The following is a 26698-nucleotide window of genomic DNA, read 5'->3' as shown; positions in this document are numbered from 1 at the left end:
TTTGCGTTACTTCTTCTTGCGGCGGTTGGCGATATGGATCGCGCCACCACCGACGGCCAGAGCTGCTTCGTGCACGGACTCGGAAAGAGTCGGATGTGCAAAGCAGGTCAGGGCCAGATCTTCGGCGCTGGAACCGAATTCCATGGCGATTACGCCCTGGGCAACGATTTCAGAGGCCTGGGGACCAACTACATGGAAACCGACAATGCGGTCAGTTTTTGCGTCGGCAATGATCTTGACCAGACCGGACGCCGAGTTTGCAGCCATGGCACGACCGTTGGCCGCAAACGGGAAGGTACCTACGTTGTACTCTTCACCCTCTGCCTTCATCTGCTCTTCGGTTTTGCCAACCCAGGCAACTTCCGGCGAGGTGTAGATCACGTTGGGGATGCAGTCGTAGTTGACCTGGGGCTTGTGCCCGGCAATGCGCTCGGCAACCATGATGCCCTCTTCGGACGCCTTGTGGGCCAGCATCGGGCCACGGACCACGTCACCGATAGCCCAGACACCCGGCGCCTCGGTCTTGCAGTTGTCATCCACGAAGATGAAACCGCGCTCGTCCATCTGCACACCGGAATCCTCGGAAAGCAGGTTATCGGTGTACGGACGACGTCCAACGGCAACAATCAGCTTGTCAAACTTGGCTTCTTGCTTGCCCTTGGAATCTTCATAGGTAACGTTGACCAGCTTGCGTTTGACTTCAGCGCCGGTCATGCGAGCACCCATGACGATGTTCAGACCCTGCTTCTGGAACTGCTTGAGTGCGTCCTTGGCAACCTGCTGATCCACCGCCGGCAGGAAGGTATCCACCGCTTCAAGGACCGTCACCTCGGAGCCCAGACGTGCCCAGACGCTGCCAAGCTCCAGGCCGATAACACCGGCACCGATCACACCCAGACGCTTGGGCACTTCGGTGAACTCGAGGGCTCCCTCGGAATCCACGATGTACTCGCCATCGAACGGCGCAGGCGGAATCTGGATCGGCTTGGAACCAGTGGCCAGAATGATGTTTTCGGCTTCGTAGGTCTTGGACTTGCCGTCCTTGTCAGTTACTTCCACTTTGCGGTTGGCCAGCAACTTGCCGTGGCCGTGGATGGAGGTAACGCCGTTGGACTTGAACAGGCCGGCGATACCGCCGGTCAGCTGCTTCACGATACCAGCCTTGCGCTCCATCATCTTGCCGATGTCCATCTTGACATCCTTGGCGATGATGCCCTGCATCTCGTAATCGTGGGTGGTTTCCTCGAACTTGTGGGAAATCTCCAGCAGTGCCTTGGAGGGAATACAGCCCACGTTCAGGCAGGTACCGCCAAGTACCTGCGCCTTGCCGTCTTCGGCGGTCCAGGATTCGACACACGCGGTCTTGAGACCCAGCTGGGCAGCCTTGATGGCAGCAACATAGCCGCCCGGGCCCGCACCAATAACAATGACGTCGTATTTATCAGACATAGTTAATCCCGTTTTCCGATACGTTTAAAGTCGACTCAGACGTCCAGCAGAATACGTGCCGGGTCTTCAAGCATTTCCTTGATGGCAACGAGGAACTGCACCGCTTCCTTGCCATCAATCATTCGGTGGTCGTAAGAAAGCGCCAGGTACATCATCGGCAGAATTTCCACCTTGCCGTTCACGGCCATCGGACGCTCCTGGATCTTGTGCATGCCCAGGATTGCAGTCTGTGGCGGGTTCAGGATCGGTGTGGAAATCAGCGAGCCGAAGATGCCGCCGTTGGTAATCGTAAAGGTACCACCGGTCATGTCTTCAATGGCCAGCTTGCCCTCTTTCGCCTTGGTGCCGTATTCAACGATCTTCTTCTCGATGTCGGCCAGGCCCATGGCGTCGGAATCGCGGAGTACCGGAACGACCAGACCACGATCCGTGGATACGGCCACGCCGATATCCTGGTAACCGTGGTAAACCATGTCGTTACCATCAATGGACGCGTTCACCGCGGGGAACCGCTTCAGGGCTTCGGTGGCCGCCTTGGTGAAGAAGGACATGAAACCAAGCTTGATACCATGACGCTTTACAAAGCTCTCCTGGTACTGCTTGCGCAGTTCCATGATCGGCGCCATGTTCACCTCGTTGAAGGTGGTCAGCATGGCTGCGCTCTGCTGCGCGTTGACCAGACGCTTGGCGATGCTCGCACGCAGGCGGGTCATCGGCACGCGCTTCTCTGGACGTTCGCCCTGGCTGACATTCACTTCCGGCATACCCGCCGCAGGCTGGGGCGCGGAAGCACCACCGGAGGACTTGGCGCTGTCCACGTGGTTCTGTACGTCTTCCTTGGTTACGCGGCCATCTTTGCCGGTACCCTTGATGCTGTTCGGGTCAACGTTGTTTTCCTCGGCCAGCTTGCGCGCTGCCGGGCTCAGAATCGCTTCGCCGGAAGCGGCTTCACTCTTGGCCTCTTCTTTCGGAGCCTCTTCCTTGGCCTCTTCTTTCTTGCCCTCGGCAGGCTTGGCCTCGCCCTTGGCACCTTCCTTGAACTTGCCGACTACCTCACCACTTTCGACGGTATCGCCTTCGTTCTTGATGATTTCTTCGATCACGCCGTCAGCAGGCGCAACCACCTCAAGAACAACCTTGTCGGTCTCGATATCGACAATCAGCTCGTCACGGGAGCAGGCTTCACCCGGCTGTTTGTGCCAGGTCGCGACAGTACCTTCCGCGACCGACTCCGGGAAAACGGGGGCTTTAATCTCAGTTGACATTACAGATCCTTAGTTCGGTAGCTCGTCAAATTTCAAACGCGTCGTTAACCAGTTTCTTCTGCTCTTCAATGTGGACCGACATATGGCCACAGGCAGGAGCAGCCGAAGCGTCACGACCGGCATACTGAAGGTACAGCTTGGGATTCAGGCGGTGCAGCGCATTACGCATGTGATGCTGGCTGCAATACCAGGCACCCTGGTTCATCGGCTCTTCCTGACACCAGACAACGTGCTTGAGCTTGGTGTACTCGCTCAGCAGCTCATCCAGATCGTCTCCCGGGAAAGGATACAGCTGTTCGATCCGGACAATGGCCACATCATCACGCTCATCCGATTTCTTCTTCTCGAGCAGGTCGAAATACACCTTGCCCGAGCACAGGATCAAACGGGTGACTTTCTTCGGATCGGACGGCTCTTTCTCAGGCAGCACGGTCTTGAAGGTACCGGTGGTCAGATCGTCAAGATCGGACGTCGCTTCCTTGTGCCGCAGCAGGCTCTTGGGCGTGATGGCAACCAGAGGCTTGCGCAGCGGGCGCTTCACCTGGCGACGCAGCATATGGAATACCTGCGACGGCGTGGTCGGCACGCAGACCTGGATATTATGCTCGGCACTCAGCTGCAGGAAACGCTCGAGGCGTGCAGAGCTATGCTCCGGCCCCTGCCCTTCGTAGCCATGAGGCAGCAGCAGGGTCAGGCCACAGAGGCGCCCCCACTTGTGCTCACCACTGGTCAGGAACTGATCGATCACGACCTGGGCACCGTTGGCGAAGTCGCCAAACTGCGCTTCCCAGACCACAAGGCCATCAGGTGCGGTGGTCGCGTAACCGTACTCGAACGCCATCACGGCTTCTTCCGAGAGCAGCGAGTCGTAAATTTCGAATTTCGGCTGGTCTTCCGACAATTGCTCAAGGGCAATATGAGTCGAGCCGTCTTTCTGGTTGTGCAGAACCGCGTGGCGATGCGAGAAGGTGCCGCGGCCAACATCCTGGCCGGTAATGCGGATCGGATGCCCTTCGTTGAGCAACGTCGCATAGGCCATGACTTCACCGTAGCCCCAGTTGATCGGCAGGGCGCCGGCGGTCATTTTCTCGCGGTCGGACACAATCTTGGAGACCTGGCGCTGGATACTGAAACCTTCAGGGACCGAGGTCAGTTTCTTGCCCAGCTTCTGAATGGTCTTCAGCGCAACGCTGGACTTGCACTTGGCCGTCCACTCGTGGCCCAGGTACGGTGTCCAGTCTACGTAGAGCTCCTTGTTGGGCTCCTTGACCAGGGATTTGACCACGTGCTCGCCATTGTCCAGGGCGTCACGGTAGTCGTTCTCCATCTGCTTGGCTTCTTCCTCGGTGATAACACCGGCTTCCACCAGTTGGTCAACGTACAGGTTGCGAGTGGTCTTCAGCTTACGGATCTTCTCGTACATGACCGGCTGGGTTGCGGCCGGCTCATCCGCCTCGTTGTGACCACGACGACGATAGCAGACCAGATCGATCACCACGTCGTTCTTGAATTCGTTGCGGTAGTCCATGGCCATCTGGGTCACGAACATGACCGCTTCCGGGTCGTCCGCATTCACATGCAGGATTGGCGCCTGGATCATCTTGGCCACGTCGGTGCAGTACTCCGTGGACCGCGCATCTTCCTGCTTGCTGGTGGTGAAACCAACCTGGTTGTTGATAACGATATGAATGGTGCCACCAACGCCAAACCCACGGGTCTGGGACATCTGGAAGGTTTCCATCACCACGCCCTGGCCGGCGAACGCCGCGTCGCCATGCATGATGATTGGTACTACCTTGCTGCCATCCTCGTCGTTGCGGCGGGTCTGGCGGGCCCGTACGGAGCCTTCAACAACCGGCGAAACGATTTCCAGGTGCGACGGGTTGAACGCCATCGCCAGGTGCACTTCGCCACCCGGGGTCATTACGTTGGATGAGAAGCCCTGGTGGTACTTCACGTCACCTGAGCCGGAATCGGCCAGTTTCTTGCCTTCAAACTCGTCGAAGAGCTCTCTTGGATTCTTGCCCAGAGTGTTGACCAGGACGTTCAGGCGACCACGGTGCGCCATACCCAGAACGATTTCCTTGGCGCCGTAAGAACCGGCACGCTGGATCAGCTCGTCCAGACAGGGAATGAGGCTTTCGCCACCTTCAAGACCAAAGCGTTTCACACCCGGATAACGGGAACCCAGGTACTTTTCGAGACCTTCGGCCGCCGTCAGTCGCTCAAGGATGTGCTTACGGGTGTTGTCCTCGTATGCGGGACGTGAACGAACCGGCTCCATGCGTTGCTGGAACCAGCGCTTGATGCGGGTATCGACAACGTGCATGTATTCAGCGCCAATGCTTTCGCAATAGGTCTGGCGCAAACCATCGACAATATCTCCGAGCTTCATGGTCTCGGAGCCGAGGTTCAGTGAGCCGGTCTGAAACTCGAGGTCCCGGTCAGAGTCAGACAGTTCATGGAATTCGGGATCGAGGTCCTCAACCTTGGGACGCTGCCAAACACCGAGCGGGTCCAGCTTCGCTTCCTGATGACCGCGGAAGCGGTAGGCGTTAATCAGCTGGAGAACACGAATCTGTTTTTTGTCCGCATCCGACGTCGCACTGGCGGGAACGCCGCCACTGGCAAGAAAGCGCTGGTTACGGGAGATGTGTTCGAACTGTTCGCGGATGGAAGAGTGGACAATGTCACGGCCTTTGTAGCCATCGACACTGGGGAGTTTGTCGAAATAGCTGCGCCACTCTTCGGGAACGGCATTGGGGTCTGTCAGGTAGGTTTCAAAAAGCTGTTCAACATAGGCGAGATTTCCACCCTGAAGGTGGGAAGTCTGCCATAACTGCTCCATTATGCTTTCGTGCATCTTGAATAGCTCACCTTGGGCTGGTGCGGGGAGCCCGATATGGTCGGCCACGGGTATATCTCAGTCAATACGGGTTTTTACGGGATCGACTTTGGCCACCACACCCGACATGGATGTTTTCCATTCCCCGGTGGTTTTTGTACTCAGCAAAACAGGGAGAAAACTTTATAAGTTCCCGCCACGGCTTGCGTAGTGTGCACCCGGGTAAGACTTTTGACTATAAGCCTTTGGTTGAAGGCCCCGCAAACTTGCGAGGCCTTCCGGGTACTAACCTGATCAGAACAGTATAGCGTCTGTCGCAAATCCTGCTGCTTAAGTCGCCCTTTGCAGCAGAAGATTCCGAATGTGGCCGATAGCCCTTGTGGGGTTCAGACCTTTCGGGCAGACACTGACACAGTTCATGATGCCCCGGCAGCGGAATACACTGAACGGGTCATCAAGGCCGGCAAGTCGCTCGTCCTGGGCTGTATCCCGGCTGTCCGCCAGGAAACGGTAAGCCTGAAGCAGGCCAGCAGGACCGATAAACTTGTCCGGGTTCCACCAGAATGACGGACAGGACGTGGAACAGCAGGCACAGAGAATACACTCGTACAGGCCATCCAGCTTCTGGCGGTCTTCCGGAGACTGCAGCCGCTCGATCGCGGGAGCAGGCTTGTCGTTAATCAGGTAAGGCATGACCTTTTCGTACTGCTTGTAGAAAAGACTCATATCTACAACCAGATCACGAATAACCGGCAGACCCGGCAGCGGACGCAGCACCAGCTTGTCGCCCTTCACCACCTGGGAGACCGGCGTAATACACGCCAGGCCGTTCTTGCCGTTCATGTTCATGCCATCAGAGCCACACACGCCCTCCCGGCAGGAACGACGGTAGGCCATTGAAGGATCCCGCTCCTTGATCAGGTTCAGCACATCAAGAACCATGAGATCCTTGCCTTCCGGAATATCAACATCCACGTCCTGCATGTAAGGCGCGTTGTCAGTCTCCGGGTTATAACGATAAAGGCTTACTAACATTTTCGGAGTCCCCCTTAGTAAGTCCGGACCTTCGGCTCGAACTTGTCCACCGTCTTCGGTGCAAAGTTCACATCACGCTTGCCCACGCGCTTTTCCAGCGGGAAGAACATGGAGTGCTTCAGCCAGTTCTCATCATCACGCTCGGTGTAGTCGTTCCGGGCATGAGCGCCGCGACTTTCCTTCCGCTCGAAGGCGGAAACCGCTGTAGCCAGGGCAACCTCGTAGAGGTTATCCAGCTCGAGCGCTTCGATACGGGCGGTGTTGAAGGCATTGCTGGTATCAGCCAGCTTGGTGTTGCGAACACGCTCACCAATCGCTTCCAGCTTTTTGAGACCCTCCTCCATGCTCTTGCCGTCACGGAACACGCCGAAGTACAACTGCATGCAGTTCTGCAGATCCTTGCGGACCTCTGCAACGCTCTCGCCCTCGGTTGCGTTGTTCAGGCGGTCAAGCCGCGCCATGGCACGCTTGATATCGTCCTCACTGGCACCGTCTACCTCGAAGCCGCCGCGAAGCTGCTCTTCAATGTGCAGGCCAGCTGCGCGACCAAACACCACCAGGTCCAGCAGAGAGTTACCACCCAGACGGTTGGCGCCGTGTACCGATACACACGCTGCCTCGCCACAGGCGAACAGCCCGGGGATTGGCTTGTCTTTTCCGTTTTCATCCTGGGTCAACGCCTGACCACCAACGTTGGTCGGAATGCCGCCCATCATGTAGTGACAGGTAGGCACGACCGGGATCGGCTCTTTGACAGGATCCACATGCGCAAAGGTGCGGGACAGCTCACAGATGCCCGGCAGGCGCAGGTTCAGGGTCTCTTCACCCAGATGATCCAGCTTCAGCAGAACGTGATCCTTATCCGGACCGCAGCCACGACCTTCCAGAATCTCGATCACCATTGCCCGGGCTACAACGTCACGGCCCGCCAGGTCTTTCGCGTTCGGCGCATAGCGCTCCATGAAACGCTCACCCTCGGCGTTGATCAGGTAGCCACCCTCACCCCGGCAACCTTCGGTCACCAGCGTTCCCGCTCCGTAAATGCCGGTCGGGTGGAACTGCCACATTTCCATGTCCTGCATCGGGAAACCGGCACGCAGTGCCATACCGATACCGTCGCCGGTGTTAATCAGCGCGTTGGTTGTGGAGGCGTAAATACGTCCCGCGCCACCGGTAGCAAGAACGGTCGCTTTGGATTTGATGTAGGCGACTTCGCCGGTCTCAACCTCAATGGCAACCACACCAACGACCTCATCCTTACTGTTCTTGACGAGATCTACCGCGTACCACTCGTTAAGGAAGGTGGTTCCGCCCTTGATGTTGGCCTGGTACAGAGTGTGAAGCAGGGCGTGACCGGTACGGTCAGCAGCGGCACAGGTACGTGCTGCCTGAGTCGGGTTATCAGGGCCTTTGGACTGACCACCAAACGGACGCTGATAGATACGGCCCTGCTGGGTGCGCGAGAACGGAAGACCCATGTGCTCAAGCTCGAATACCGCCTGAGGACCAACGGAACACATGTACTCGACGGCATCCTGGTCGGCAATGTAGTCCGAGCCTTTAACCGTGTCATACATGTGCCAGCGCCAGTCGTCATTCGGATCCGCACTGGCGATCGCACAGGTGATGCCACCTTGGGCAGAGACCGTATGAGACCGCGTCGGGAAAACCTTGGTGATACACGCGGTATTGACGCCGGACTCGGTCAACTGGAGCGCGGCACGCATGCCGGAACCGCCGCCGCCGATAACAATTGCGTCAAAGGACATGGTCTTGATATTAGCCATCGATTAAAGCCCCCAAAGAATCTGAATGCCCCAAACCACATAGACGAACATGGTCAGCCCACAAGCCGCCTGCACGATAAACCTGGGACCCATGGCCTTGATATAGTCGGTCGTCACCGTCCAGAGCCCCACCCAAGCGTGAGCACCGATTGAAAGCAGTGCCATAAGGGTAAAGATACGGAACCAGGTCTGGTCGAAAAGCGCACTCCAGGTTTCGTAGTTGACGTCGGAGGTCAACAGAAAGCCGAGCAGGAAAATTGCATACAAAGCAAGTACGTAGGCGGTTACCCGCTGGATCAGCCAGTCATAGACACCACTGCGACCCAGGTTCGTGACGCTGTTTACCATACCCAGACTCCTGCCAGAACGATGAGAATGACGGAAACCACAATCGTGATCTTCGAGGCGAGGCGGCCGCTCTCGAGCTCTTCACCAATGCCCATATCCATGAACAGGTGCTTGATACCCGCAACCAGGTGGTACAACAGAGCAGACAAGATGCCCCAGATAATCAGCTTGGCAAGGAAGCTGTCCAGCAGTTCATTGACACGACTGAAGCCCTCTTCCCCAGACAGGGAAAGCTGAAGCCCGTAAAGCAGGAACGCAACACCAACAAAAATGATGATGCCGCTGATACGGTGCAATATGGACGTAATGGCTGGCAGCGGAAAATGAAACTTGCCGAGATCGAGATTTACTGGTCGTTTGCTATTCACAGCGCTCTCACACTCTCTCTTGGTTCCGCGGGACCGGAAAACCGGGTGCGGATGGTTGGTATGTAAGGATCGGCGTGCAGATACGAAACCGGCACACGATTGGCTCAGAAGGGAGATAACCTCACCGGCAAACCACTATTTACAGGCAGCGGGAGAAGGTTTATCCCCAATTCCGGGCTAGGGATTATAAGGAGTACCCTAACCAATTACAAACCTGCAACGTCGCTCAAGCCGCGTATTTCAGGGGGTTAAGCCAGCTATAAGGATGATTGACAAATCCTTTTCCATCCCCAATCCGTTGTTATTCGGGATATCCCTGATTTACAGCGAATGTCAAATTCTGGGTTTTCCCGACTCTTCCATTGACAAAAAAAGCCAACGCCCTATATTTTGCCGCCAGTTTTGCGATAATACGCGCCTTCTAGCGCATCCATAACTGTAGATAAAGCTTTCAAAGCTGATAAATAGGAGAGCACCATGACCGACAGGAAAGCCACGCTCTCGGTGGGGGACAAGTCCATTGAGCTACCGATTTATTCCGGCACCGTCGGCCCTGACGTTATCGACGTACGAGGCCTAGTCCAGGAAGGCGTTTTTACATACGACCCCGGATTCGTATCGACCGCAGCCTGCGAATCGGCCATTACCTACATCGACGGTGCAAATGGCGTTCTCCTGCACCGCGGCTACCCGATCGAACAGCTCGCCGAACACTCCGACTACCTTGAAGTCTGCTATCTCCTGCTTCACGGCGAACTTCCAAGCGCCGAGGAGAACCAGAAGTTCCACGAGACCATCAAAAACCACACCATGCTGCACGACCAGATGCGGAACTTCTTCCAGGGTTTCCGTCGTGATGCACACCCGATGGCCATCATGTGTGGTGTGGTCGGCGCCCTGTCCGCCTTCTACCACGGCGAGATGGACGTAGCCAGCCAGGAGCAGCGTGAGATCACCGCTCACCGCCTGATCGCAAAAATGCCGACCATTGCCGCCTGGTGTTACAAGTATGCCATCGGCCAGCCGTTTATTTACCCGCGCAACGACCTCTCGTACTCCGAGAACTTCCTGCAGATGATGTTCGGCGTTCCTTGCGAGGAGTACAAGCCGAACCCGATCCTCGCCAAGGCCATGGACAAGATCTTCATTCTGCACGCAGACCACGAACAGAATGCGTCGACGTCGACCGTGCGTCTGGCTGGCTCCACCGGTGCTAACCCCTACGCCTGCATCGCCTCCGGCATCGCTGCACTGTGGGGCCCTGCCCACGGCGGCGCCAACGAAGCGGTCCTGGACATGCTGGCCGAAATCGGAGACGAGTCCAACATCGAGAAATTCATCGCCAAGGCCAAGGACAAAGACGATCCGTTCCGCCTGATGGGCTTCGGACATCGGGTTTACAAGAACTTCGACCCGCGCGCCAAGGTGATGGCAGAAACCGCTCACGAGGTTCTGACCGAGCTAGGCCTGGAAAACGACCCGCTGCTGAAGATCGCCCAGCGCCTGGAAAAAATCGCGCTGGAAGACGAGTACTTCGTAAAGCGCAAGCTTTACCCGAACGTCGATTTCTACTCCGGACTCATCCTCAAGGCCATCGGAATCCCGACTTCGATGTTCACCGTTATCTTCGCCCTGTCGCGGACCATCGGCTGGTTCTCGCACTGGAACGAAATGGTCAGCGGCGACTATCGCATCGGCCGTCCGCGCCAGCTTTATACTGGCTCGGATTCCCGGGATTATCCGGCGAAATAAGCCTGATTTCTCGGGCAACGCATGGAAAGGCCGCTGATTCAGCGGCCTTTTTTATTGCGTGCCGCCCCGCCCTTCTGTGCTAAGTTAACTCGACAAAAACATAAGAGGAGAAAGCAATGACTACAGCAGCGTTTATCGGCCTCGGCGTGATGGGCTATCCGATGGCCGGGCACCTGGCCAAGGCCGGGCTCAACGTCAGGGTCTGGAACCGAACCAGCGCCAAAGCCGAGCAATGGGCAAGCGAATACGGGGGAACCAGCTGCACCTCCATTGCCGAGGCCGTGAAGGGCGCGGATATAGTACTCACCTGCGTTGGTGCGGATATCGATCTTAAAGCAGTTTACGAAGGCGATGAAGGCATCCTCGCCAATGCCTCCGAAGGTGCGGTTCTGGTCGATCACACTACGGCTTCAGCCGGCATTGCCGAGTATCTTGCTGAAGCTGCCAGTAAAAACAACATGGGATTTGTGGACGCGCCTGTATCCGGCGGCCAGCAAGGAGCCGAAAACGGCAAGCTGACCATCATGTGCGGCGGCTCTGAACAGGACTATGCGAAAGCCGAGCCGGTTATGGAGCACTATGCGCGCGCACTCAACCGAATGGGCCCAGCTGGCAGTGGCCAGAAAACCAAGATGGTGAACCAGATCGCCATTGCCGGTCTTGTACAGGGCCTTTCAGAGGCGCTGCACTTTGCCGAGCAGGCTGAGCTGGATGTGGCAAAGGTGGTGGATGTGATTTCTAAAGGGGCAGCCCAGTCCTGGCAGATGGAAAACCGCTCGGCAACCATGATTGCAGGTGAATTCGAACACGGCTTCGCGGTTGACTGGATGCGTAAGGACCTGGGGATTTGCCTGGAAGAGGCAAGAAAAGTGAACGCGTCTCTGCCAGTCACCGCTCTGGTGGATCAGTTCTACGCGGATGTGCAGTCCATGGGGGGCAAACGCTGGGATACATCCTCTTTAATCCAGAGACTCAGGAAGTTCCGGTAAGTCTCTGAAGCTGGGGCCGGATGAAAGCTCTCACCCGGCCCCGAATCCACAGGCACTACTTTTTCTTGTCCTGCGGCTGCCACTTTCCGTTCACATACCACGCGGACCAGCCCGTCGCCTTGCCTTCCTTCTCGGACATGACGTACTGCTCCTTGGTCTTGCGGCTGTAGCGAATCACCGTCGGATTGCCTTCAGGATCACGCTCGGGCGCATCCATCAGGTAATCATACTTCGGATCAATTTCCTTCCGGTGTGGTTTGATCTCCATCACCAGAGGTGGTCGCGTTTCCCGATTTTTCGGGAACTTGCTGGCGGCCAGAAACAACCCGGACGCACCATCACGAAGAACGTAAGTGTCATCCACCTTCTGGCACTGAAGCTCCGGCATGGGTACCGGGTCCATCTTGGGCGGTGCTGGCTCGCCATTTTTGAGCAGCTTACGGGTGTTCTTGCACTCGGTATTGGTACAACCGAAATACTTTCCAAACCGCCCCGTCTTCAGCTGCATCTCAGAGCCACACTTGTCGCACTCCAGGGTCGGCCCATCGTAGCCCTTGATGCGGAACGTGCCCTTTTCTACCTCGTAGCCAGAGCAATCCGGATTGTTACCACAGACATGCAGCTTGCGGGCTTCGTCCACCAGGTAGCTGTCCATGGCAGTGCCACACTTGGGGCAGCGGCGCTTCTTGCGCAGCAGCCGGGTTTCGCCCTCGCCTTCCACGTCATCGTCAGCGCTGACCACTTCGTCGCCGGACACGAGATTGATGGTGGTCTTGCAACGCTCCTTCGGTGGTAATGAGTAACCGGAGCAGCCCAGGAATACACCCGTACTGGCCACACGAATCTGCATATTCCGACCACAGCTCGGGCACGGAATATCAGTCTCGGTGGGCGTGTTGGCGCGCATGCCGCCGTCTTCGCCACTTTCTGCCGTTTCCAGTTGCTGCTTGAAACGGCCGTAAAAATCATTCAGGACTTTCTTCCACTCGACATCACCCTCGGCAATCTCGTCGAGCTCATCTTCCATCTTCGCGGTGAAATCGAAGTCCATCAGATTCGGGAAAGATTCTGACAGGCGCTCGGTCACAATCTCGCCCATCTTCTCGGCATAGAAGCGGCGGTTCTGCAGCCTGACATAGCCGCGATCCTGAATCGTCGAAATAATCGACGCATAGGTCGAGGGACGGCCAATACCCTGCTTTTCGAGCTCTTTGACCAGGCTCGCCTCGGTGTACCTCGGCGCAGGCTTGGTAAAGTGCTGGCTCGGGTCGAGTTTTTTCAGGTCCAGCACTTCATCTACCTGAATATCAGGCAGCGCGATGTCTTCATCTTTCTTGGCCGCCTGTGGCGCGGCTTTCAGGAAACCGTCGAACTTGATAATCCGGCCCCGGGTGCGCAGCTCATAATCGCCGTTGGCAACGACTATCGAGGTACTGAGAAACTCCGCATCGGACATCTGGCAGGCAATGAACTGGCGCCAGATCAGGTCGTAGAGCTTCTCCGCGTCTTTCTCCAGGCCACTGATATCCGAGGGCCGGCGACTGACTTCCGTTGGCCGGATGGCTTCGTGGGCTTCCTGGGCACCCTCTTTACTACCGTAAACCCGGGGCTTTTCCGGCAGGTATTTATCGCCAAACTGCTTCTGAATATAGGTGCGGCAACTGTTGATCGCATCCTGACTCAGGTTGGTGGAGTCAGTACGCATATAGGTAATAAAGCCAGCTTCATATAGACGCTGGGCAAGCATCATGGTCTTTTTGACACTGAAGCCCATGCGGTTACTCGCCGCCTGCTGTAGCGTGGAGGTAATAAACGGAGCCGACGGGCGTGAACGGGTTGGTTTGTCTTCCCGCTTGGCAACCTTGAACGTACCCGCCTTGAGGCGGCTGACGTGCTCGCTGCTCTGCTGCTCGTTGACCGGGCGATAAGGCTTGTCGTCATGGCGGGTTACTTCAAAGCGGACCGGCTGATCTGCCTTGGCGGACGCGAGATCGGCATGTAATTGCCAGAACTCCTCCGGAACAAACTTCCGGATCTCCCGTTCCCTCTCAACAATCAGCCGTACGGCGACTGACTGCACCCGACCGGCAGACAGGCCCCGGGCAATCTTGGCCCAAAGCAGGGGCGACACCATGTAGCCTACAACCCGATCCAGGAAACGTCGGGCCTGCTGAGCATTCACCCGGTTATTGTCAAGATTCCCGGGATCCTTGAAGGCTTCCTGGATGGCACGTTTAGTGATTTCGTTGAACACTACACGTCGGTATTTCTCGGGCTCGCCACCGATCGTCTGCTGAAGGTGCCAGGCGATGGCCTCCCCTTCGCGGTCCAAATCCGTTGCCAGATAGATATGGTCTGCTGATTTGGCGAGACGCTTGAGCTCGCTGACCACCTTCTCCTTGCCGGGAAGGATCTCGTAACGCGCACTCCAGTCCTGATCCGGGTCGACGCCCATCCGGGCGACCAACTGCTCACGGGCCTTGCGCTTTTTATGCACCGCCTTTTCTTCCGGGCTCATCTTCCGGGTGAGCGCAGCCTGCTTGGCACGCTCCTTGGGATCGGTTTGGGATCCGCTGCCACTGACGGGAAGATCACGAATATGCCCGACGCTCGATTTGACGATGAAGTCAGAGCCCAGGTACTTGTTGATGGTCTTCGCTTTCGCTGGTGACTCGACAATTACGAGACTTTTACCCATATCGGAGTTCTGTATCCTTGGCGATAAATCGGTCAATTAATCAGCAAACCGTAAACTCGCTGTAAAATCAGTCGGCTAGAAAACACTCATACGCCGCCAATCTGTATAGGCTCACTGTTTTACAGGGTCAAGAATAGCAAGACAACCCATTCTTTGGTTTCAATCCTGCTTTTTTTCACATTCGGGAACCCGGTTCAGGCCGCCGATTGAAACAGAAAGGCCCGGCATTTGCCGGGCCTTCTGAAACCGCGTACTGCAACCTGCTTAACGGGTTACAGACGCTCCCAGACCGTCGCGATGCCCTGGCCCAGACCGATACACATGGTGGAAACACCAAGTTTACCGCCTTTGGCCTGCATCACATTCAGCAGGGTTGTGGAGATACGTGCACCAGAGCAGCCCAGCGGATGGCCAAGGGCAATCGCGCCGCCGTTCAGGTTCACCTTCTCTTCCATAACGCCCAGCAGCTTCAGGTCCTTGAGAACAGGAAGCGACTGTCCGGCAAAGGCCTCGTTCAGTTCCCAGAAGTCGATATCTTCAACTTTCAGGCCTGCGCGCTTGAGCGCCTTTTTGGTGGCAGGCACCGGACCATAGCCCATGATTGCGGGATCACAGCCGGCAACGGCCATGCTGCGAATCTTGGCAATCGGCTTAAGTCCAAGGGCCTCAGCCCGTTCTGCGGACATCAGTACCATGGCGGCGGCACCGTCGGTCAGCTGGGAGGAAGTCCCGGCAGTCACAGTACCGTTCTTCGGATCGAACGCCGGCTTGAGCTGGCTCAGGGACTCGGCCGTGGTCTCGGGACGAATGGTCTCGTCTTCCTCGATCAGCACCTTGAAGCCGTTCTCGTCGTGACCTTCAATGGGCACGATTTCGTTCTTGAAACGGCCTTCTACGGTCGCTTCATGGGCCAGACGGTGGGACCGAGCACCGAACTCGTCCTGCTGCTCACGGGTAATCCCGTGCATTTTGGCCAGCATTTCCGCGGTCAGGCCCATCATGTTGGACGCTTTTGCGGAGTACTTGGACGCAGCCGGGTTGTGGTCGAAGCCTTCGGTCATGGGTACGTGCCCCATGTGCTCAACACCACCCACGAAGAACACATCACCGTTGCCGGTCATGATGGCCTGGGCTGCAGTGTGAATCGCGCTCATGGCAGAGCCACACAGGCGGTTCACGGTCTGAGCGGCAGACTCGTGGGGAATGCGGGTCAGCAGGGAAATCTGACGCGCCACGTTGAAGCCCTGCTCCTTGGTCTGGTTTACACAGCCCCAGATAACATCTTCAACTTCTTTCGGGTCGAGCTTCGGGTTGCGCTCAAACAGTGCTTCGATCAGATTGGCGGACAGGGTCTCTGCACGCACGTTCCGGAAACAACCGTTTTTGGCACGACCCATCGGAGTCCGCACGCAATCGACGACGACAACGTCTCTCGGATTAAGGCTCATAGATCTTTCTCCGTTCGGAAATCTCGTTCAGGGTTAGCCAAAGAACTTTTTGCCAGTCTTGGCCATTTCACGCAGCTTCTCGGTCGGGTGATAAAGAGGACCAAGGTCTGCAAACTTGTCTGCCAGTTCGACGAACTTGTCTACACCCATATCGTCGATATAGCGCAGGGCACCACCACGGAACGGCGGGAAGCCGATACCGAAAATCAGGCCCATATCAGCATCTGCCGGATCTTCGACAATGCCGTCTTCCAGGCAGCGAACGGTTTCCAGGCAAAGAGGAATCATCATACGGGCGATGATGTCTTCTTCGCTGAACTCGTTCTTACCCTGAACAACAGGCTCGAGCAGCTTGTAGGTCTCTTCGTCAACAACCTTCTTCTGCTTGCCCTTGCGGTCCAGTTCATACTTGTAGAAGCCCTTGTCGTTCTTCTGTCCGTAACGGTTGTTATCGAACATTACGTCAATGGCGGTTGTACCTTCGTGCTTCATCCGATCCGGGAAGCCGTCTGCCATTACTTCGCCAGCGTGCTTGCCGGTATCCATGCCGACCACGTCCAGCAGGTACGCAGGACCCATGGGCCAGCCGAACTTTTCCATAACCTTGTCAACGTGCTGGAAGTCGGCACCGTCACGTACCAGGCCAATAAAGCCGCCGAAGTACGGGAACAGAACACGGTTGACCAGGAAGCCCGGGCAATCGTTTACAACGATCGGGGTCTTGCCCATGGCCTTGGCGTAGGCCACCGTGGTTGCAATGGCGCGATCACTGGTCTTCTCGCCACGGATTACCTCAACCAGCGGCATCATGTGCACCGGGTTGAAGAAGTGCATGCCGCAGAAGTTTTCCGGACGTTTCAGGTTCTTGGCCAGCAGGTCGATGGAAATCGTCGAGGTGTTGGAGGTCAGGATGGTGTCCTCGCGAACCGCATCTTCGGTTTCACGCAGAACCGCATCTTTCACCTTCGGGTTTTCAACAACCGCTTCAACCACCAGGTCTACATTCTTGAAGTCGCCATAGTTCAGGGTCGGCGTGATGCTGTTGAGCACGTCGGCCATCTGATCCGGCTTCATCTTTCCTTTTTCAACACGCTTGGACAGAAGCTTCTTGGCTTCTTTCAGACCCAGGGCGATGCCGTCCTGGTTGATGTCCTTCATGATGATCGGCGTGCCTTTCAGGGCAGACTGGAATGCAACACCACCACCCATGATACCGGCACCGAGAACGGCAGCCAGGTTCACGTCGTTAGCTTCTTTTTCCCAGGCCTTGGCCTTCTTCTTCAATTCCTGATCGTTCAGGAACAGGCCAACCAGGCAGGCCGCCACATTGGTCTTGGCCATCTTGGCGAAGCCTTTGGCTTCGACTTCGATTGCCTTGTCGCGGGTCATGCCGGCATGCTTCTGCATGACCTTGATGGCCTCGACAGGAGCCGGGTAGTTCTTGCCAGCCTTGCCGGCAACAAACGCCTTGGAAATCTCGAATGCCATCATGCTTTCCATGGCATTGAGCTTGATCTTGCCCTTCTTCTCTTCACGACGGGCTTCGTGGTCCAGCTTTCCTTCGTTGCACTGGTTAATAATGGCAACAGCAGCATCGACCAGCTTGTCGGACTCGAGCACGGCATCGACAGCGCCGACTTTCAGAGCGACATCAGCACGGTTCTCGGTACCACCGCTGATCCACTCGACGGCATTGTCCACGCCGACCAGACGGGACAGACGCACGGTACCGCCAAAGCCCGGGAAGATGCCAAGCTTCACTTCCGGAAGACCAACCTTGGCCTTCTTGTCCATCACGCGGTAGTCGGTTGCAAGACACATTTCGAAACCGCCACCCAGCGCCATACCGTTGATCGCGGTAACGGTGGGGAACGGCAGATCTTCAACAGCGTTGAAGACTTCGTTGGCCTTGAGGTTGTTGGCTACCAGATCCTCTTCCGAGCCTGCAAAAAGCTCGGTGAATTCGGTAATGTCGGCACCAACAATGAAGCTGTCCTTGGAGCTGGTGACTACCAGACCCTTCAGGTTCTTCTGCGCTTTCAGTGCGTCAGTCGCGGCGCGGAGCTCTTCAATAGTAAGACGGTTGAACTTGTTTACTGACTCGCCCTGCAAGTCGAAGTTCAACTGAGCGATCCCGCCTTCGATCTCTTTAACCGTGATGGCTTTACCTTCGTAAATCATCAACTGATCTCCAGTCTGTGTTTGGAACTGCTTCCAACCGGGCGGTACTTTTGATTTACCGGCGCGGCTGTTTGTGCAGCGAGATTTCGGTCACTGCCCGATCATCCGATCCAAAAATTCATACAGTCGTTTGAATCGTGAGGGCACACGATGAAAAAAAACGGCGCATTTGTCAATTTGTTTCTTTCGGGAGGGCTGCAAAAGTCCCCGAAATACCGGGGGCAACCGAAGAAAATTGGAGCGGAATTGTTATGTTTCAGTGAACTGGAAGCCACTGCTCAGAAAAAACCGGAACTTCGTCACGCAAATTTCAAAGTTATTTACATTTACGGGCTCCACCGCCGCCAAAACTGCTTGATTGGCTGACGGAGTTACTTTACCTTCGATCTACGACTTTGGTCCACAAGAATAAAACCGCATTACGGAGACCCATCCGATGAAAGACGCAAACCTGCGGATACGTTCCCTTGTAGCCGCACTGATTCTCCTTGCACTCACGTCCATGGGTGCCCGCGCTCAGGACAGTGCCGACGGATTTCTCTCCGATCTTCACAATTTCCGGGTCAGCAACTACATGGCTCTGGACGCCTACTACCGTTTCAGCGGAACCGGTGATACCGGCACCCTGAACGAGATTGTGCAGGGCATCAACTCGGCCAATGATTCCATGAACTCCATCGCGGGCAGCGATTCAGGCGTACTGTCAGCCGAGGAAGTTGAGGGGCTGAACCAGGAATTCGACAAGTTCAAGAACCTGATGCGGGACAACATCAACGATGTGCGCAACCAGGGCTACCCCGATTTGCGGCTGGTCTCAGACATGGCCAACCAGGCACTCACGATGAACGAGAAAGCCACCGAGCTATACAAGGTGGCCCAGGAAAGCTCACAGACCGAGACCAACCCAAGGGTCGAAGCGGCCCGTTCGGCGGCCGTAAAAATGGCTCAGATGATGGCGAAATACTCGGTCAGAACAAACTCCTCTGTCGCCCAGACCTTCCAGGGCTCCTCAACCGAAACCCCGCTGGATGAACAGGCCCGGGAGCTGGACCAGTTGCTGGCATCCGTTATACAGGGCCAGGGAACACCTGAGCTCAAGGACGCGCTTAACGACATTTCCGCCAAATGGCAGTTTATCCGCGGCTCCTACATTAACTACAACGAAAACAACGTGGGCTTTGTAATCGATCGCTATTCCAAGGGTATCCTCAAAGGACTTGCGACAACCATTGAGCTGCTCAAGGGCAACGCCTGACCGCCCTGCTCTTTCTGGCAGGCCTAATTGCCTGCCAGAAAAGCACTTTTCCGCCTCTGTTTTTGATACCCGTCAGTTTCCCGCTACACTTTCCCGACCCGATTTAAGGTACTATCATCAGAATAATATCCCGTGTGCGAAGGAGCGATACGATGTCTGCCTATAAAAAGATGCTTGTTGCGATTGACCTGACAGAAGAAGCCCCACAGGTACTGGACAAGGCAAAGGCCATAAGCGAAGCCCATGGTGCGGAGCTAATGCTGGTTCATGTGGTTGAGCCTGTCGGCTATGCCTATGGTGGCGATATTCCGATGGATCTGACTGAGCTACAGGACCAACTCGACAAAGCAGCTCGCGAGCAATTGGGAACCTACGGCGACAAATACGGTGTGGCCAAAAACAACCAGGTGGTGACAGTCGGGCGCCCCGAGTCCGAAATCCACAGGCTTGCGAAGGAACAGGAAGTAGACCTCGTGATCGTGGGAAGTCATGGCCGGAAGGGTTTTCAGCTTTTGCTGGGCTCCACCGCAAACGGGGTTCTGCATGGAACCGAATGCGATGTTCTGGCCGTTCGCATTCATTAAGGTTTGACCAACAAAAAGGCCCGGGGCGTGGACCCGGGCCTGCTGAGAACGAAAGCCGCGATCAGCCCCCTTCCCCCTCCATTTTCGCCTCAAGTTTGCGAAGCTGACTTTCCAGCGAGAAACTGACACTCGAGGCCATCGAGAAGAAGTTCAGTAGTGCCTTCAGATTGCTGTCACCCTTGCAGACTGAGTGTATTCTCTGCCACAGGGCCTGATTCACCAGCTGCAGCCTCTGATTCCTCTCCACCAGCCCCTTCAATTCCCAGTCTGGGGTCTGATGATTCCGTTTCGCGAAGTATTGCTGCAACAGGTAATGGGAAACGCTGCGCATAATGAATTCATCGGTGTTTGCAAACGGCAGGTGATGGACCGCCATGGGCTTGAGCTCTGACAGAACCGGGCACCCGCTGGTCGCCATTTTCAGCCCGAGCAACGATCGAAGTGCCTCCTCAAGCGCCGTCTGCTTCTCATAGCTTCGACGATCATCGGTTACCTTCACTTCCACCTTCTGGTAGGCATCCTCATCCCGAAAGGCCTCCACAACCGGCAATATCTCGGTTGCCGCGGGACAGTGGGAGGATTCGGAAGCCTTCAAAGGACAGTTGCTACACTGGCAATGTTCCAGCTGTGTCCAGGACGGAAGTTTTCCGGAAGGCCGGGACGGCTTGTCCGTTACTTTAAACTCAACCCTACGGCCGTCCTGAAATCTGAAATCGTAATGTACATTCATTGATTTGCCCGTTCTTCCAGCTCCATCCACCGCTCAATGACCTGCTCCAGACGGCTTTCCTTTTCCGTCAATGCTTCCAGAGTGGCCGAGACTTCATCCGGTGGGCCTGAATAAAAATCAGCCTGGGAAATTTTTTCCTGCAGGCCGGCGACTTCCTGCTCAAGCTCCTCGATCTGCCCTGGTAACTGCTCCAGCTCGAGCTTGAGCTTGTAACTCAGTTTCACGGGCTTGCCCTTTTCAGGTTCTGCCCGCGGTTTTGCGTTCTCTGCCGGTTTCTTTGCTACGACCTTTTCGGTGATCCCGGATGTCTTGCCGTTTTTATCCTGCTTGTCCGGCCGGTTACCCGTGGCTTCTGAGGGGAAGCAACCGCCCTGCCGACGCCAATCCGTGTAACCGCCAACGTACTCACGCACTTTGCCCGAACCGTCCAGGAAAACCGTTTCGGTGATCACATTATCGAGAAACTCACGGTCGTGACTGATCACGATCACTGTGCCGGCAAATTCCGCCAGCTGTTCTTCCAGCAATTCCAGTGTTTCAACGTCCAGATCATTCGTCGGTTCGTCGAGCACCAGGATATTCGCGGGCTTGCTGAAGAGCTTGGCCAGAAGCAACCGGGCCCGTTCGCCACCAGAAAAAACACTGACCGGAGATCTGGCTCGCTCCGGGGTAAACAGGAACTCCTGCAAATAGCCGAGAACGTGCTTGCTCTGGCCATTGATGTCGATGAACTCCCTACCCTCGGAGAGGTTGTCCAATGCGTTCCGCGTCAGATCGAGCTCTCCGCGCAACTGATCGAAATAGGCAACCTGCAGATTGGTACCAAGACGAATGGATCCCTCGGTTGGTTCCAAATCCCCCAACAGGAGTCGAACAAGCGTGGTCTTGCCTGTGCCGTTTTCCCCAACAAGCCCGATCTTGTCCCCTCTCAGAATGGTGAGATTCATGTCTCTGATGACCGGAGTGCCGTCGGGATAAGCAAAGCCCGCATCCCGGGTTTCAACCACAAGCTTTCCTGAGCGCGCCGCGTCCTCCACCGCGAAAGTTGCGGTTCCGCCCCGCACACGACGCTGCCTGTGCTCCTCACGCATGGCCTTCAGGGCACGAACACGCCCCATATTACGAGTCCTGCGAGCCTTGATGCCCTGCCGAATCCAGGCCTCTTCCTGCTTGAGGCGCTTGTCAAACAGCGCGTTCTGCCGTTCTTCTTCCTCCAGCGCTTTTTCCTTGAGGTCCAGGTAGCGGTCGTAGGTGGCAGCGAAGCTCACCAGCTTCCCGCGGTCCAGCTCTACAATCCTGGTCGCCATCCGCCGGATAAACGCCCGATCATGGCTGACAAACAACATGGCGCCGCGAAATTGGCCCAGGGCCTCTTCCAGCCAGGCGATCGCGGGGACGTCCAGGTGGTTTGTAGGCTCATCCAGCAACAGAATATCCGGGTCGGCAACCAAAGCTTTTGCCAGGAGAACACGGCGCTGCCAGCCTCCCGAGAGGGTATCGAGGGTTTGATCGGGATCAACGCCATACTGACCAAGAATGGTGGTTACCTTCTGATCCAGTCGCCAGCCGTCCAGGGCTTCAAGACGCTCCTGGACTTTCATCAACCGGTCCAGGCTCGCCTCGTCGCCCTGCTGGGACAACTGGTGGAACTCTGCCAGCAACTTGCCGGTTTCAGGAAAGGCCCCGGCAACCACTTCATAGGCCGTGCGGGTGTCCTCGGAGGGCAGGTTCTGCGGCAGCACCGCCAGAACAGCGCCATCATCGAGACGAACCACGCCACCATCGGGTGTCACTTCGCCACTGACAATCTTCAGCAGGGTCGATTTTCCCTCGCCGTTTCGTCCCAGCAAACACACACGCTCTCCGGCATCGATAACCAATGAGGCCTGATCAAGCAGCGGATGCATTCCATAAGCCAGGGAGACTGAGTCCAGCGTTAACAGTGGCACGTTTGGTTTTACTCCGATTGATTAACAGTAACGGGTTCACCAACCCGGATAAGTCCTGGTGATTCATGAATCGCGTTCTGGCCGAAGATCACGCCCTCACCGGTCCTGCGATAGCGGGACAGGGTTCTGAGCGGCTGCACGGCAGCATCCTTCAGGCCGGTCGAGGGGTCGACGGTCGTCATTACGCAGCGTGAACAGGGCTTTACGATGCTCAGACGGTTATTGCCAATGCTCAAGCTCTGCCAATGGTCCTCATCCCAGGCGTCCGCGCCCTCAACGACGATGTTGGGACGGAACCTCCGCATCTCCACGGGCACCTCCAGCCGGGTGTTGAGCTCTGCCAACGAGGCAGTGTTGGTAACCAGGAAAGGAAAACCATCAGCAAAGCCCACACGCCGGTACTCATCGACCCTGCCCGCATCAACGCGGCGGAAGGAGCTGTCCGGCATGAATACCAGGCTAACAGGCTTGCGGCAAAACCGACTCAGAGCATCACTGGCTTCTCGCAAGCCTGCCAGAGCCTTCACCCAGTCCCGCCACACCAGTACGCGAAGCTCGTCGTTGGAGGCTGTCAGACCAAACTCACCTTCACCAGGAATGTTGATAACAACCCTATCGCCATCCAATTGCGTTTCCACGCGGGCGAGTTCGGGATGCTCTCTCTGGGTGACAAAACGCCGCTCATCATCAACGATCATCCATCGCCTGTCTCCGACTGGGCCGAACTCGTCGGTATGAAAACTGGTCACCTCAATACCGGAAAGGGATTTGACAGGGTATACGAACAGCGAATGGACCTTCATGGAGGCAACCTCCCACAGGGAATCGGGACTCGAAACAGGCTGATGAGTATACCTGACCGCAACCCCCGGCGCCGAGGTTGCAGGTGCCCGAAAACGAAAAAACCCGGCCCTTTTCAGGACCGGGTTTTCGAAATCTGGAGCGGGAAACGAGATTCGAACTCGCGACCCCAACCTTGGCAAGGTTGTGCTCTACCAACTGAGCTATTCCCGCAATGCTGTTCGGCTGTTGCCGACAACGGAGGCGTATTCTACGGATCCCGACGGAACCGTCAACCACTTTTTTTAAGGTTTTTTCCTGCCAGTGTCCGGTTATCACATTTCAGGAATCCGGAACTGTGCAGCCACTCCTGATCCGGATAGTACTTGAACACCAATTGCCCCCCCTTAAGGTTGTCGACAACACGCTTGATGATCTGGTTATCAACGGCCGGGCACCCGTGACTACGCCCGATGCGGCCGTATTTACTGACCCAATCATCATTCACGTAATCCGCCCCATGTATAACGATGGCGCGCTGCCGGGCAAGATCGTTGATCCCGGGCTCGAGACCATCCAGCCTGAGCGAATAGCCGTGCTTGCCGTAATAGGATTCCCGGGCCTGGAAAAGCCCGATACTGGACTGGTAACTACCTTCCACGTTGGAGAAAGCGGTCGATTTGAAATTCCCGGAATTTTTGCCGTGAGCAACCAGGTCCCGAAGCAACAGCTCGCCCTTCTCCAGATCGAAAATCCATAGCCTTTCCTGACTGGACGGCAACGAGAAATCAATCACCGCAAGCCGCTCGGGCATCTGAACACCACTGGAGACAGCGCAGCGAGAGGCGCTGATTGCGGTCCTGAGGACCTTTGTATCGAGCTTTGGAGCGGCGGCACTCAGGCGACCGAAAAGGTCGTCGTCCAGAGAGGCGCCAACCGATGAGAGTGGTAGCCACGCCCAAAAAGCCAGTAGCAGGCCTGCGGGTAAAAGCCGCCGCGTCTTTTTCATTCCAGATCCCCGGTAAAATGATTGCAAGCCAAAGAAGGATCGCTATCCCGTGCAATCTCAGTGTTGCGCAGTTTATCAGGGAAAAGTGCCAACCCCGTCCGAATGTACGTTTTCTATACAAAACTTTAAGGAAAGCGCGATTGCGCTACTGGCCGAAACGGCGACCACCGGCCAGGTACTCCCGCTCTTCCGCCGTTGAGGTTCTGCCGAGTGCCTTGTTGCGGTGAGGGAATCGTCCGTACTTTTGATTGATCGCCCGGTGATCCTTTGCGGACTGCAGAAAGCTACCCATGAAATCGGAAAGGATTCCTTCAGTTGATCGCGCCAGTTGCTCGTAGCATTCCACGGACATGTCCTGGTCGTCCTTGAGTTCCGAATGCTGGAGCGGCATGTAGAGAAACGCTCGGTGCACGGGCGGTAGCATCGTATCCTGCCCTTTCTGCATCGCTTGCCGGCATAGCTTGCGCGCCTGGCGATCCTGATCAAACGCCATGGCACCGCCGCGGAAGATATTCCGCGAAAACTGGTCAAGCAGAATGATCTCGGCAAGTATACCGCCGGCCTCACTCCGCCAATGGTCCAATCCCTGCTCGGAAGCAAACAACACCATTGAAAGGAAACGACGGCGTATCTCCTGGTCAAACCTGCGGTCCGATCGGAACCACTTGTTCCGGTGGTCGCTGTCTGGCAGCCCATGTTCGTCAAGTTCGCCAAACCAGAAATCCAGAATCTCTTTCCAATCGAACATTCACCGTCACCCTGTTACTTTATATGGTACCGGCCCTCTCTCATGAGGCCGGCTTTCCCGACTTACGACAGGCCCTAACAAATTGACTACTTCAGGAGCGGCAATGAGCAGCCCCCGCATTATTCTGTTGGCACATGGAAGCAGTGACAAGCGCTGGTGTGAAACCTTCGAAAAGCTTGCAGCGCCGACTCTCGCGTCTGTCGACAACGCCAGGGTCGCCTATATGGAACTGGCGGAACCATCCATTGATACGATCATCATGGACGGTGTGGCTGAGGGCATCACCGAGTTTACGATCGTTCCTTTGTTCCTGGCGGCCGGCCGCCACTTGCGCAAGGATGTTCCGGCAATGATCGAAGAACTCGAAAAAGCCCACGGCGTATCCATTCAGCTCGCACCTCCGATTGGGGAAAACCCTCTCCTGGGACAGGCAATTCGCGATGTTGTTATGCTTCAACTGGACGAGACACCCGCCTGAACCGGGCGTTCTGAGACAGCGCCAGAGGCCGGTGCGCGACAGGAGTATCGATTATGTCGAAAAGGATTCTGATTACCGGAGGAACCGGGTTTATTGGCCACGTGCTCTGCCGTGAATTATTGGCACGGGATTACGAACTGACGGTTTTCAGCCGGCAACCGGCCGAAACGGTCAAATCAAGCTGCGGACGGGTCGAGGCAATCCGTGATCTGCAGCAGCTTCGTTCCCACCCCGGATACGATGCCGTTATCAACCTTGCCGGAGAAGGTATCGCGGATAAACGCTGGTCGGAGTCCCGAAAGCAGGAACTCCGTGACAGCCGCATTGGCGTCACCGAAACCCTAGTCGAGGTCATCCGAAGTTGGGATCAAGCGCCGAATGTCGTCGTTTCGGGATCGGCTGTTGGCTTTTACGGGGACCAAGGATCAGCCACGGTCACCGAAAGCACCAGCCCGAATGACGAATTTACGCATCGGCTGTGCCGCGACTGGGAAAACGCCGCCAAACCACTTGGCGATGACGGCGTTCGCCTGTGCTTCTCCCGGACAGGCGTCGTGGCAGGCCCGGATGGTGGCTTCCTGGAGCGGATGCTCCTGCCCTTCAAACTGGCACTGGGCGGACGCCTGGGTAGCGGTACCCAGTACATGCCTTGGGTCCACAGGGACGATGTAGTCAGCGCACTTATCTGGATGATGGAAAACCCGGACGCATCAGGCCCATACAATGTCGTAAGCCCGAACCCGGTAACGAACGCAGAATTCACCCGCAGCCTGGGGAGGGTTTTACACCGCCCCACCCTCTTTCCGGCACCTGCTCCGGTGCTCAAGGTGGCTCTGGGTGAAATGGCGAGGCTTCTTCTGACGGGCCAGCGGGCTATTCCGGAGAAGCTGGTCAGCCAGCAATTCCAGTTCCGGTATCCGGACCTGGATCAGGCATTGACCCAATCCGTTGCTCCAGGGGCAGCCGGACAAAAAGGATGACCCAAGGGGGCCTTATCAAG

General features: G+C 56.3%; 22 protein-coding genes and 1 tRNA gene. 7 read left to right on the top strand and 16 right to left on the bottom strand.

Annotated elements, in window-relative coordinates:
• Nucleotides 1-6: 6 nt before the first annotated feature.
• The 7 genes from lpdA to sdhC form a co-directional block, all read right to left on the bottom strand.
• On the bottom strand, nt 7-1449 hold the full coding sequence (gene lpdA / locus AC13E3_RS10780; protein WP_064228100.1) for a dihydrolipoyl dehydrogenase: 1443 nt from the start codon (nt 1447-1449) through the stop codon (nt 7-9).
• A 35-nt stretch (nt 1450-1484) separates the two neighbouring features.
• Nucleotides 1485-2714, bottom strand: a complete 1230-nt coding sequence (gene odhB, locus AC13E3_RS10775) for a 2-oxoglutarate dehydrogenase complex dihydrolipoyllysine-residue succinyltransferase (protein ID WP_209397840.1) — start codon at nt 2712-2714, stop codon at nt 1485-1487.
• Nucleotides 2715-2739: 25 nt separating this feature from the next.
• The gene (locus tag AC13E3_RS10770) at nt 2740-5577 is read right to left on the bottom strand and encodes a 2-oxoglutarate dehydrogenase E1 component (protein ID WP_482902040.1); all 2838 of its coding nucleotides are present in this window, start codon (nt 5575-5577) and stop codon (nt 2740-2742) included.
• A 312-nt stretch (nt 5578-5889) separates the two neighbouring features.
• A complete protein-coding gene (locus AC13E3_RS10765; RefSeq protein ID WP_064228097.1) occupies nt 5890-6594 on the bottom strand; it encodes a succinate dehydrogenase iron-sulfur subunit in 705 nt (234 codons plus the stop codon).
• Nucleotides 6595-6608: 14 nt separating this feature from the next.
• Entirely contained in the window at nt 6609-8381 is a 1773-nt protein-coding gene (gene sdhA / locus AC13E3_RS10760) for a succinate dehydrogenase flavoprotein subunit (RefSeq protein WP_482902039.1), read from the bottom strand.
• A 3-nt stretch (nt 8382-8384) separates the two neighbouring features.
• Nucleotides 8385-8729, bottom strand: coding sequence for a succinate dehydrogenase, hydrophobic membrane anchor protein (sdhD, locus tag AC13E3_RS10755; RefSeq protein ID WP_482902038.1), 345 nt, complete (start codon nt 8727-8729; stop codon nt 8385-8387).
• Nucleotides 8723-9097 carry a succinate dehydrogenase, cytochrome b556 subunit gene (sdhC, locus tag AC13E3_RS10750; protein ID WP_064228094.1) on the bottom strand — a complete coding sequence of 125 codons (375 nt, stop codon included), beginning with the start codon at nt 9095-9097 and terminating at the stop codon, nt 8723-8725. The genes sdhD and sdhC overlap by 7 nt, the downstream gene beginning before the upstream one ends.
• A 477-nt stretch (nt 9098-9574) precedes the next feature.
• On the opposite strand from sdhC, the gene gltA reads away from it, so the two are divergent.
• Nucleotides 9575-10849 (top strand): citrate synthase, encoded by a 1275-nt coding sequence (gene gltA, locus AC13E3_RS10745; RefSeq protein ID WP_069185007.1) that lies wholly within the window; start codon nt 9575-9577, stop codon nt 10847-10849.
• A gap of 116 nt (nt 10850-10965) precedes the next feature.
• Complete coding sequence (locus AC13E3_RS10740; RefSeq protein WP_064228092.1) at nt 10966-11838, top strand: NAD(P)-dependent oxidoreductase; 873 nt, start codon at nt 10966-10968, stop codon at nt 11836-11838.
• A 55-nt stretch (nt 11839-11893) separates the two neighbouring features.
• On the opposite strand, the gene topA is transcribed toward AC13E3_RS10740, so the two are convergent.
• From topA to fadB, 3 genes are all read right to left on the bottom strand, one after another.
• Nucleotides 11894-14536, bottom strand: coding sequence for a type I DNA topoisomerase (topA, locus tag AC13E3_RS10735; protein WP_482902037.1), 2643 nt, complete (start codon nt 14534-14536; stop codon nt 11894-11896).
• A 272-nt stretch (nt 14537-14808) separates the two neighbouring features.
• Nucleotides 14809-15984, bottom strand: coding sequence for an acetyl-CoA C-acyltransferase FadA (gene fadA, locus AC13E3_RS10730; protein ID WP_062784509.1), 1176 nt, complete (start codon nt 15982-15984; stop codon nt 14809-14811).
• Between the two features lie 33 nt (nt 15985-16017).
• The gene (fadB, locus tag AC13E3_RS10725) at nt 16018-18165 is read right to left on the bottom strand and encodes a fatty acid oxidation complex subunit alpha FadB (RefSeq protein ID WP_008174367.1); all 2148 of its coding nucleotides are present in this window, start codon (nt 18163-18165) and stop codon (nt 16018-16020) included.
• Nucleotides 18166-18315: 150 nt separating this feature from the next.
• On the opposite strand from fadB, the gene AC13E3_RS10720 reads away from it, so the two are divergent.
• The 3 genes from AC13E3_RS10720 to AC13E3_RS10710 all read left to right on the top strand — a co-directional run bounded on the left by AC13E3_RS10720 (nt 18316) and on the right by AC13E3_RS10710 (nt 20004).
• Nucleotides 18316-18531, top strand: coding sequence for a hypothetical protein (locus tag AC13E3_RS10720; RefSeq protein WP_008174365.1), 216 nt, complete (start codon nt 18316-18318; stop codon nt 18529-18531).
• A gap of 70 nt (nt 18532-18601) precedes the next feature.
• Nucleotides 18602-19420, top strand: a complete 819-nt coding sequence (locus AC13E3_RS10715; protein WP_008174364.1) for a hypothetical protein — start codon at nt 18602-18604, stop codon at nt 19418-19420.
• 152 nt (nt 19421-19572) lie between these two features.
• Nucleotides 19573-20004 (top strand): universal stress protein, encoded by a 432-nt coding sequence (locus AC13E3_RS10710; protein WP_008174363.1) that lies wholly within the window; start codon nt 19573-19575, stop codon nt 20002-20004.
• Between the two features lie 61 nt (nt 20005-20065).
• Here AC13E3_RS10710 and AC13E3_RS10705 read toward each other — a convergent pair whose 3' ends face one another.
• The 6 genes from AC13E3_RS10705 to AC13E3_RS10680 form a co-directional block, all read right to left on the bottom strand.
• Nucleotides 20066-20734, bottom strand: coding sequence for a DUF6901 family protein (locus AC13E3_RS10705; protein ID WP_108018886.1), 669 nt, complete (start codon nt 20732-20734; stop codon nt 20066-20068).
• Nucleotides 20731-22683 carry an ATP-binding cassette domain-containing protein gene (locus AC13E3_RS10700; RefSeq protein WP_273083763.1) on the bottom strand — a complete coding sequence of 651 codons (1953 nt, stop codon included), beginning with the start codon at nt 22681-22683 and terminating at the stop codon, nt 20731-20733. Before AC13E3_RS10700 ends, AC13E3_RS10705 begins: the two co-directional genes overlap by 4 nt.
• An 8-nt stretch (nt 22684-22691) precedes the next feature.
• Nucleotides 22692-23486, bottom strand: a complete 795-nt coding sequence (locus AC13E3_RS10695; RefSeq protein ID WP_273157390.1) for an MOSC domain-containing protein — start codon at nt 23484-23486, stop codon at nt 22692-22694.
• Nucleotides 23487-23621: 135 nt separating this feature from the next.
• Nucleotides 23622-23697 (bottom strand) — tRNA-Gly (locus AC13E3_RS10690).
• Nucleotides 23698-23755: 58 nt separating this feature from the next.
• Nucleotides 23756-24472 (bottom strand): murein L,D-transpeptidase catalytic domain family protein, encoded by a 717-nt coding sequence (locus AC13E3_RS10685; protein WP_008174355.1) that lies wholly within the window; start codon nt 24470-24472, stop codon nt 23756-23758.
• A gap of 145 nt (nt 24473-24617) precedes the next feature.
• Nucleotides 24618-25220 carry a DUF924 family protein gene (locus AC13E3_RS10680; RefSeq protein WP_008174353.1) on the bottom strand — a complete coding sequence of 201 codons (603 nt, stop codon included), beginning with the start codon at nt 25218-25220 and terminating at the stop codon, nt 24618-24620.
• A 103-nt stretch (nt 25221-25323) separates the two neighbouring features.
• Between AC13E3_RS10680 and AC13E3_RS10675 the strand changes: the two genes are divergently transcribed.
• Together AC13E3_RS10675 and AC13E3_RS10670 are read left to right on the top strand one after the other, a co-directional pair.
• On the top strand, nt 25324-25698 hold the full coding sequence (locus AC13E3_RS10675; RefSeq protein WP_008174352.1) for a sirohydrochlorin chelatase: 375 nt from the start codon (nt 25324-25326) through the stop codon (nt 25696-25698).
• A gap of 53 nt (nt 25699-25751) precedes the next feature.
• Nucleotides 25752-26678: a TIGR01777 family oxidoreductase gene (locus AC13E3_RS10670; RefSeq protein WP_008174349.1), complete on the top strand. Its 927-nt coding sequence runs from the start codon at nt 25752-25754 to the stop codon at nt 26676-26678.
• The last annotated feature ends 20 nt before the right edge of the window (nt 26679-26698 follow it).

This window comes from Marinobacter sp. L-80 (assembly GCF_056859395.1).
Note: the sequence above shows the minus strand (reverse complement) of the source record. Positions and strands in the feature narration are given on the sequence as shown.